At 68.3% G+C, this 7,145-nt stretch carries 11 protein-coding genes and 1 tRNA gene; 6 read left to right on the top strand and 6 right to left on the bottom strand.

Annotated features, from left to right (window positions below; genetic code table 11):
• Positions 1–45 precede the first annotated feature (45 nt).
• On the bottom strand, positions 46–456 hold the full coding sequence (locus EFL26_RS22395; protein WP_123225121.1) for a nuclear transport factor 2 family protein: 411 nt from the start codon (positions 454–456) through the stop codon (positions 46–48).
• Positions 457–533: 77 nt separating this feature from the next.
• Here EFL26_RS22395 and EFL26_RS22390 point away from each other — a divergent pair, with 77 nt between their 5' ends.
• Positions 534–1,130, top strand: coding sequence for a TetR/AcrR family transcriptional regulator (locus tag EFL26_RS22390; protein WP_123225120.1), 597 nt, complete (start codon positions 534–536; stop codon positions 1,128–1,130).
• 18 nt (positions 1,131–1,148) lie between these two features.
• On the opposite strand, the gene EFL26_RS22385 is transcribed toward EFL26_RS22390, so the two are convergent.
• Together EFL26_RS22385 and EFL26_RS22380 are read right to left on the bottom strand one after the other, a co-directional pair.
• On the bottom strand, positions 1,149–1,775 hold the full coding sequence (locus tag EFL26_RS22385; RefSeq protein WP_123225119.1) for a hypothetical protein: 627 nt from the start codon (positions 1,773–1,775) through the stop codon (positions 1,149–1,151).
• Positions 1,772–2,290, bottom strand: coding sequence for a SigE family RNA polymerase sigma factor (locus EFL26_RS22380; RefSeq protein ID WP_342773547.1), 519 nt, complete (start codon positions 2,288–2,290; stop codon positions 1,772–1,774). The genes EFL26_RS22385 and EFL26_RS22380 overlap by 4 nt, the downstream gene beginning before the upstream one ends.
• 140 nt (positions 2,291–2,430) lie before the next feature.
• Here EFL26_RS22380 and EFL26_RS22375 point away from each other — a divergent pair.
• The 5 genes from EFL26_RS22375 (at position 2,431) to EFL26_RS22355 (ending at position 4,824) form a co-directional block, all read left to right on the top strand.
• A tRNA-Met gene (locus tag EFL26_RS22375) sits at positions 2,431–2,504 on the top strand.
• 161 nt (positions 2,505–2,665) lie between these two features.
• Positions 2,666–2,914: a helix-turn-helix transcriptional regulator gene (locus EFL26_RS22370; RefSeq protein WP_246000339.1), complete on the top strand. Its 249-nt coding sequence runs from the start codon at positions 2,666–2,668 to the stop codon at positions 2,912–2,914.
• Between the two features lie 6 nt (positions 2,915–2,920).
• Complete coding sequence (locus tag EFL26_RS22365) at positions 2,921–4,120, top strand: tyrosine-type recombinase/integrase (RefSeq protein ID WP_123225117.1); 1,200 nt, start codon at positions 2,921–2,923, stop codon at positions 4,118–4,120.
• Positions 4,104–4,517 (top strand): hypothetical protein, encoded by a 414-nt coding sequence (locus EFL26_RS22360; protein ID WP_221177105.1) that lies wholly within the window; start codon positions 4,104–4,106, stop codon positions 4,515–4,517. The genes EFL26_RS22365 and EFL26_RS22360 overlap by 17 nt, the downstream gene beginning before the upstream one ends.
• On the top strand, positions 4,501–4,824 hold the full coding sequence (locus EFL26_RS22355) for a CopG family transcriptional regulator (RefSeq protein ID WP_123225116.1): 324 nt from the start codon (positions 4,501–4,503) through the stop codon (positions 4,822–4,824). Before EFL26_RS22360 ends, EFL26_RS22355 begins: the two co-directional genes overlap by 17 nt.
• Here the strand turns inward: EFL26_RS22355 and EFL26_RS22350 are convergent, their stop codons facing one another.
• The 3 genes from EFL26_RS22350 to EFL26_RS22340 all read right to left on the bottom strand — a co-directional run bounded on the left by EFL26_RS22350 (position 4,825) and on the right by EFL26_RS22340 (position 7,137).
• Entirely contained in the window at positions 4,825–6,135 is a 1,311-nt protein-coding gene (locus tag EFL26_RS22350; protein WP_123225115.1) for a hypothetical protein, read from the bottom strand.
• Positions 6,135–6,431 carry a hypothetical protein gene (locus EFL26_RS22345; RefSeq protein ID WP_123225114.1) on the bottom strand — a complete coding sequence of 99 codons (297 nt, stop codon included), beginning with the start codon at positions 6,429–6,431 and terminating at the stop codon, positions 6,135–6,137. The genes EFL26_RS22350 and EFL26_RS22345 overlap by 1 nt, the downstream gene beginning before the upstream one ends.
• A 115-nt stretch (positions 6,432–6,546) precedes the next feature.
• Positions 6,547–7,137 (bottom strand): hypothetical protein, encoded by a 591-nt coding sequence (locus EFL26_RS22340; RefSeq protein ID WP_123225113.1) that lies wholly within the window; start codon positions 7,135–7,137, stop codon positions 6,547–6,549.
• Between the last annotated feature and the right edge of the window lie 8 nt (positions 7,138–7,145).

Raw genomic sequence — 7,145 nt, 5'->3', positions numbered from 1 at the left:
GTCGCTGCGCGACCTCCTCAGGAACCACCTCGAAACCCCCGGGCCCTACTGGGCCGGGCGGAGCACGGCCACGTCGCCGAGCTCGATCCTGATCTCGAACCAGCGGCGGGAGATCTGCCAGCCCGCGTCGGTGCGCACCCAGTGGTCGTCGTACTCACCCATGCACTCGTAGAACGCGCCCTCCCTCGGGCCCGCGCCCACGTGGTGGATCCTCCCGTAGGTCAGCGAGCGCGCCGTGTCGCCGTCGACGGTGACCCGGTGGTTGCCGAGCAGGTGCTGGGTCACGCCGACACCGCCGATGAAGGCCTCCAGCTGCGCGACGAGGCCGTCGACGCCACGGGCGCCGTAGGCCACGGTGTCCGGCGTGAAGCGCGCCCGGAGGGTGTCCCAGTCGCGCGCGTCGATCGCGGCCGCCACGACCGCCAGCGCCTCGACGATGTCGTCGCGGTCCGTCATGGAGCCTCCTCGTTCCGCCATACTGAAGGCCATTCTGGTCGCCGGTGGCGACCGTCCCCTGCAACCCGGGAGGTTCCGTGCCGCGCGTCGGCGAGTCACGCGTCCCCGCTGAGCCCAGCTCGGCGGGCCAGAAAGCACGCTATCGCCGGATCCTCCGTGCGGCCGCGCGACTCGGCGAGCGTGACGAGCTCGAGCGCGTGCAGATGCAGGACGTGGCCCGCGAGGCCGGGGTGGCGATCGCGACGCTGTACCGCTACTTCCCGTCGAAGATCCACCTGTTCGCCGCGGTGATGCGCTCCCAGGTCCTTCGGCTGCACGACGAGGCGGTGAGCCCGGCCCCCGGCGACGACGCGGTCGCTGCTGTCGCCGAGCTGCTGATCCGGATCGGCCGCGACATGCTCGACCACCCGCAGCTCTCGCTGTCGATGATCCAGGCCAACAACCTGGCCCAGAAGGTGCCCGGCTCGGCGTCCGACCAGATCGACGCGGTCTTCGAGGAGCTGGTGATGCGCACCGCCGGTCTCGACGAGGAGCGCACGCAGGACGCGCGTCGCCGCGCGCGCCTGGTGATCCTGTGCTGGTTCGGCGTGCTGATGACCGTGCTCAACGGCCGCACGCCCGCAGGCGAGGCGGAGCTGGACACCCGCCGCGCCTGCGAGCTGCTGCTGGCCTGAGTCCTCGGCCGGCTCGGCTCAGCCGACGCCGGCGACGGCCTCGGTGGTGACCGTGACTCCCGAGGCGAACTCGACGAGCTCCGCGTCGGACAACCCGAGCCCGGTCGGCGCCTGCACCACGATGTCGTGGGTGCCGTCGGAGTAGAAGAGCTGCTTCGCGGTCGGGTCGTACGTCGAGATCGTGCCGGGCCTGCCGCTGATCTCGACGTGTGTGCCGGTCGGGGTGCCCGTGGCGTCGCGGGACTGGAGCATCACGACGAGCTTGCCCTGGTAGTCGTCGAGCGAGGAGTGGTCGTCGGGGCGGGCGATGTCGAGGCTGTACTCGTTCGCACCCTGGAGGACGAAACCCTCCGGCACCTTCGCCACCGTGAACCCGGGGAGCTGGGCCCCGGTGTAGGCGACGAGGTCGACGCCGGAACCACCACGCGGGCGCGGGTCCGAGGTCGAGCCTGCCGAGATCACGCTGACCGTGAGCACGGCGGCGGCCGCCGTCGCGCCGAGGCCGGTGACCGCGCGGCGCGCGCGGCGACGGGTGAGCGCGGCCCGTCCGCGCGCCAGGTCGCGACGGACGACGTCGTCCGGGACGGTCTGATCGGTGGCGGTGCGGGTACGCAGCCGGCCGAGGTCTTCGATGACGTGGTTCATGAGCGGTCTCCCTGGACAGAGGTGACGAACGGTTCGGTGGGCGCACCGAGGGCGTCGCGCAGCTTGGCGAGCGCTCGGGCGGTCTGGCTCTTGACGGTGCCGGTGCTGCAGCCCAGCGCCGCGGCGGCGTCCTCGACGCTGAGGTCGTCGACGTGGCGCAGGACCACCGCGGCGCGCATCCGTGGCGGCAGCGCGGCCAGCGCGGCGAGAAGCCGCGTGTGGTCGAGGTCGCCGTCACCGGGCGCCGGGGCGTCCGGGGGAGCGGCGACGACCTGTTCCCGGCGTACGAACGGGCGACGACGGTGGTCGATGAACGCGTTCACCAGCACCCGCCGGGCGTAGGCGTCGACGTTCCCCGACCGCGCTCGCCTCCAGGCGAGGTAGAGACGGACCAGCGTGCCCTGCACGAGGTCCTCAGCCAGGAACGCGTCCCCGGCGGTCAGGGCGGTCGCGGTGGTGAGCAGGGCGCGGCGTCGGCGGCGCACGAATTCCTCGAACTCGCGGTCGCGCTTCACCGGCACCTCCGGTCGGATGGTGGTCTCATGCCCCGAAGACGGATCTCGCACCCGCCGGGGTTGCACGAGCATCCGACCACATCGAGCGGCCCCCTCGATTTGGAGTACGCAGCGCCCGCCGGTAACCTTTTCTTCACCGACGCGGGGTGGAGCAGCTCGGTAGCTCGCTGGGCTCATAACCCAGAGGTCGCAGGTTCAAATCCTGCCCCCGCTACTCGTCAGGGCCGTGGATCCAGTGGATCCACGGCCCTGTTTGGTTTGGTGATTTGATCGTGTGGGCAGAAAGTGTCCAAATACTCGGGCTGAACGCCCGGCGTGGGTGTCTCCCGCGGAATCTGTGCCCGTCGGTGCTCGATGTTGCCCGCAGCCGCGGGCATGGAAGCGCACCTGTTGGTCATGGAGACCAACACACTGAACGGCCTGGAGCCGTTGATCGGCATCGAGGAGCTCTCCGAGTATCTCGGCGTACCCATCAAGACGCTCTACAAGTGGCGTCAGGAAGGCACCGGCCCTTGCTCGGTGCGGGTCGGTCGTCACGTCCGGTACTTCGTCTGCGACGTTCGGGACTGGCTCAGCCAGCAGCGCGGCTTCGATCAGATCGATTCGGCGGACAAGGCTGGGTGATCGGTCATGGGTAGGCCGCGCACACCTATCGGGACCTTCGGGGAGATTCATTTCGAGAGGACGCCGTCCGGCCTGGTCCGGGCTCGGGCTCGCTACCGCGACGATGACGGCCAGGTCCGTCGGGTTTCGGCGGTCGGCGCGACGCAGAAGACTGCCGAGCGAAACCTCAAGGAGCAGCTCGGGACCCGTACGAGCCGGACCAACTACAACGAGATCACCCCGGACAGCTCGTTCAAGCAGCTCGTCGACCTGTGGCTCGATGACCTTGACCTGACGGGAAAGGTGGCTGAGAGCACACGGGCGCTGTACGAGCGCAACATGCGCCAGCTCGTGCTGCCGGTGTTCGAGCACTATGCCCTGAGAGAGGTGACGGTCGGTCGGGTCGACCGCTTCCTTAAGGCGCTGGCGGCGAGCAAGAGTTACAGCACCGCGAAGCAGGCTAAGACGGTACTTAGCCTCGCGTTCGGTCTGGCTGTTCGGTACGACGCCCTGCGGGAGAACCCGGTGCGTGACACCGCGAAGCTCCACAAGCCGCCCTCGCAGGCCAAGGCGCTCACCATCGAAGAGATCGAAGCGATCCGGGAGGCAGCTCGGAGTTGGCGTCGAGGTGTTGGGTTCGCCGGCCCGCCGCCAGACGGGCAGTTGGAGCAGATCATCGAGGTCCTGCTCGGGACGTCGGCCCGCATCGGCGAGGTACTGGCGATCCGCAAGTGCGACGTCGATGTCACCGTCTCCCCTGCGACGGTACGCATCTGCGGGACCATCGTGTCGCCGAGGGGAAAGCCCACCCATCGCCAGCACCACCCCAAGACGCAGAAGTCGACCCGGACCGTGTCCGTCCCGTCCTTCGTAGCTGAGGTGCTCCGGCAGCGTCTCGTCCTGATCTCCGAGGAAGACCCGGACCACCTGATCTTCTTCAGCCGCAACCACACCCCGCTGACCACCAATAACATCCGTCGCCGCCTGCGGGCGGTGCTGGAGGACGTCGAGATCCAAGGCGTCACCCCGCACTCCTTCCGACGGACAGTGGCGACCTTCCTTGACCGCGCTAGCGGCCCCGATCTCGCGGCCGAAATGCTCGGGCACACGTCGACGAAGATCACGAAGGAGCACTACATCCAGCCGGACGAGAACGTCGACCCGGTGACGGCCGACATCTTGGAGGCACTGGCTCCCCGGAGGGGCGGTGATGGGGATGTCGTCTGAAAGCGAGCGGCCGGCCGAGGCCGAGGCCGAAGTCACGCCACTACCTATTCGTAATGAAATGCATTACGATAACCGAGGGTTCGAGCGCGTCGACTGGACCCACGGCGCAGCGCACATGAAGGCCAACCACGGCATCACGCCTGACGTCGCCAACGAAGCGCTCGGAGACCCGAACCGGATTGTGATCGACCCGGACTACAACAGCAGAAGCGGGCAAAGCGTCAGGATCATCGGGTTCTCGGTCGCCGCAGACGACATCATCACTGTCATCGTCGTTGTGCACGACGGGACCGAGTTCGGCGCGAACGGTTGGGTGTCCAACAGCAAGGACCGCAGCATTTACAGCCGAGGAAACGACGACGGAGAGGAAGGAGACGACGATGGGCACGAAGATTGAGGACCTGATCGCCGCCGAGGCGAAGGCGGCTGAGGAAGCGGAGCTCACCAGCGACCCCAGCGCTCCGTTGCCTGCCCACGTCAAAGTCACTAGTGGACATCCCAGGGCTCGCAACCTTCAGGTTCGCTTCCGTGAGGATGAGTTCGACGAGCTGACGGCGTACGCCGAGCAGCGAGGTTTGCCGATCTCGACGGTGGTGCGTTCGCTCGTGCTCCAGGCAATCGCCCCGGTCGACGACCTCAAGGCCGCGCTGGACAAGCTGGAGACAGACCTCGCGGCAGTACGTCGCAAGGCACTCAGCGCCTGATCACAGCGCAAGCGATGGTCCCGGGTCATCCCCGGGCCGGTGATTGATCGCGGCATCGAAGTCGGCGCGGCTCCTTGCGGAACCGTCTGGCGGACTCAGACGGATCGGCCCGGGTCGCAGCTCGTTGCGGACGATGGCGATGAGGTCGGTCTGGGCGGGTGACGTGATCGGCGCATAGCGCTGCCGTTGTCCCTTGACGGGGCCAGGCGAGTGGTCATCGATGCGTGCGATGGGGACGCGGAGGAAGTAGAGCCGTTCGCGGACCCCGTGCTCGACTGCCGCGTACACGCGTTGGTCGATGCGGTTGAAGAGGCGGTCGAGTTGCCGGAGCTGATTGGGATCGGTCAGCGGCTTGGGGCCGAGCTTCTGCGCGCGGCTGGCAGCGAGCGCGCCGTGGCCTGCGGCGCGGTTTCTGCCGAGGACGCCGCCGAGATCACGGGTTTCCTGAACCAGCTTCGTGTACGTCGTCACGCGGGCCGTCCACCTCGATGTCAGGTCGGACTCGGCTTCGGCCACCCGCAGCGTTGCCTCATGGGTGATGACGCGCTGGGAGTCCATGACGACGCGGAGGCTGCGGGCGTCGGGGATCTCGTCGAGGTTCAACAGCAGGTTGTACTCCGCCTGCATAACTCCAGCCAGGCCCGGCATCGCAGGGCCGTCCATTGGTTCAGGTTTCGGCTGCCATCCCTGGCGGTCGACGGCGTAGTCGGGCTCGTCGTGCCCGGCGTGAGCGGCGCACGTCTCCGCGGCGCGGCCGAGCCACCCTTGGTTGTGGAGCTTCTCCCAGCCGGGCACGTTCGAGTAGCGGCGGTCGAGCGCGATGAGTCCGCGGACAACGTCGGCGGCGTCCTTGAGTACCGTCATGCACTGCTGGTCGGTCAGGTCGCTGTAACGAACTCCGGCTGGGAAGTCGTGTTCGCCGAGCACCGCAGCACGGGCGGCCTGTCGCCAGGCCTCGACGGTGGCGAACTGCTGTTCGGTGGTGAGTTCCACGGCAGGCGCTAGGTCGGCACTCGACGCCGTCAGTGCCTCCGTGAGTCGGAACCGCAGCTCTTCGGCTGGCCCCCGGCTGTGGACGGTGGTGCCTCCGAGGTCGGCGCGCGGGTTGGCGGCGCGGACGGCCTGCAGGCTCCAGGTCAGCACGCATTCGCGGTAACGGCGGATCTGCCGGCCGAGTTCCTCGCGTTCGGCGAGGGTGGTGGTCTCGGGCACGGTGTGGGTGCCTTTGCCGCCGAGGCGCTGCTGGATGCGGTGTTCGCGTAGGAGCGCGCCCATGGCGTCGCGGAGATGGCCGCTGTTCTCGCCGTACATCAGGGCAGGTCCTTCGCCCAGGCCACCTCCAGCATGTCGACCAGCAGCTCGACGGAGAGAAGGTCGATCCCGTGCTCGCCGAGCTCTTCGATGGCGGCATACGCGACGTCGAACAGGACGTCGCGGCTGTATGCCGGGACGCGCGAGATGCCGGGGATGAAGTCCCCGTGGAGGAAGTCGAGTTGGAGCAGGACGCGCTCGTACTCGACCGATGCGTCGAAGGTCAGTGTTCGATCGGCGAGAGCCGCGAGGTATGACCGCGCCTCTGCAAGAGTGACCGCGTGGGCGAGCAACATGCCAGGTCCTTTCGTGGGGTGGATCGCCTTTCACCGTCTGGCCGGGTGGTGGGATGGCGCCGATCCGGTTGTGCGAGCTGTGGACAACTCGGTGGACAGGCGGGGGCGAGGAGAGTCAGGACGCTCGGACGAGCAGCCGAGCGTCTTCCTCGATGCGACGTCGAGCCGCGACGTCTTCGAGGACGTAGGCGATGAAGTCGGCGTCGCGGTCTTCGATTTCGGTCTCGCTGCCGGACTCGGCCGGCTCTTCGCCCGGCCACGTCGTGAGCCGTGTGGGCCGGTCGCGGTCGAGCTTCGTGCCCGAGGTGGAGACCCACTCGCGCAGCCGGTTCCGGGCGTCGGCGAAGTCGCGGTGCCACGCCAACGGCGCCGAGGGGCTGCCCTCTTGGTCGTAGGCGTTGAGCCAGTGCGTGTGCAGGGCCGAGAGCTCCCAGACCAGCTCGTCGTGGCGATGCCAGTACGGCGGCACGACCGTCGGCGGAAGTCCGTACGTCGTCCGCAGCCAGTTCACCCACGCGTTGAGGTCGAGCCACTCGGCCTCGGCCTCGTCAGCCGTCAGCAGGTTCCAGTTGATCGGGCGCGGTGGCTCGTCCTCCGAGCCGGCAGCCCTGGGACGCTCGGGGCTGCCGCTCGGGTGGTCGCCACCAACGGCGTAGTCGTCCGGCTCGATGAAGGTGAGCTGGTCCTGCTCGATGTCGGTGGTCATCGCGCAGC

Origin of the sequence: Nocardioides pocheonensis, from assembly GCF_003725535.1 — a bacterium.
Lineage (GTDB): Bacteria > Actinomycetota > Actinomycetes > Propionibacteriales > Nocardioidaceae > Marmoricola > Marmoricola pocheonensis.
Note: the sequence above shows the minus strand (reverse complement) of the source record. Positions and strands in the feature narration are given on the sequence as shown.

Coding starts and splice junctions, on each gene's coding strand:
- EFL26_RS22395 (WP_123225121.1), bottom strand. CDS start 456: ATGACGGACCGCGACGACATCGTCGAGGCGCTGGCGGTCGTGGCGGCC.
- EFL26_RS22385 (WP_123225119.1), bottom strand. CDS start 1,775: ATGAACCACGTCATCGAAGACCTCGGCCGGCTGCGTACCCGCACCGCC.
- EFL26_RS22370 (WP_246000339.1), top strand. CDS start 2,666: ATGGAAGCGCACCTGTTGGTCATGGAGACCAACACACTGAACGGCCTG.
- EFL26_RS22365 (WP_123225117.1), top strand. CDS start 2,921: ATGGGTAGGCCGCGCACACCTATCGGGACCTTCGGGGAGATTCATTTC.
- EFL26_RS22360 (WP_221177105.1), top strand. CDS start 4,104: ATGGGGATGTCGTCTGAAAGCGAGCGGCCGGCCGAGGCCGAGGCCGAA.
- EFL26_RS22355 (WP_123225116.1), top strand. CDS start 4,501: ATGGGCACGAAGATTGAGGACCTGATCGCCGCCGAGGCGAAGGCGGCT.
- EFL26_RS22350 (WP_123225115.1), bottom strand. CDS start 6,135: ATGTACGGCGAGAACAGCGGCCATCTCCGCGACGCCATGGGCGCGCTC.
- EFL26_RS22345 (WP_123225114.1), bottom strand. CDS start 6,431: ATGTTGCTCGCCCACGCGGTCACTCTTGCAGAGGCGCGGTCATACCTC.
- EFL26_RS22340 (WP_123225113.1), bottom strand. CDS start 7,137: ATGACCACCGACATCGAGCAGGACCAGCTCACCTTCATCGAGCCGGAC.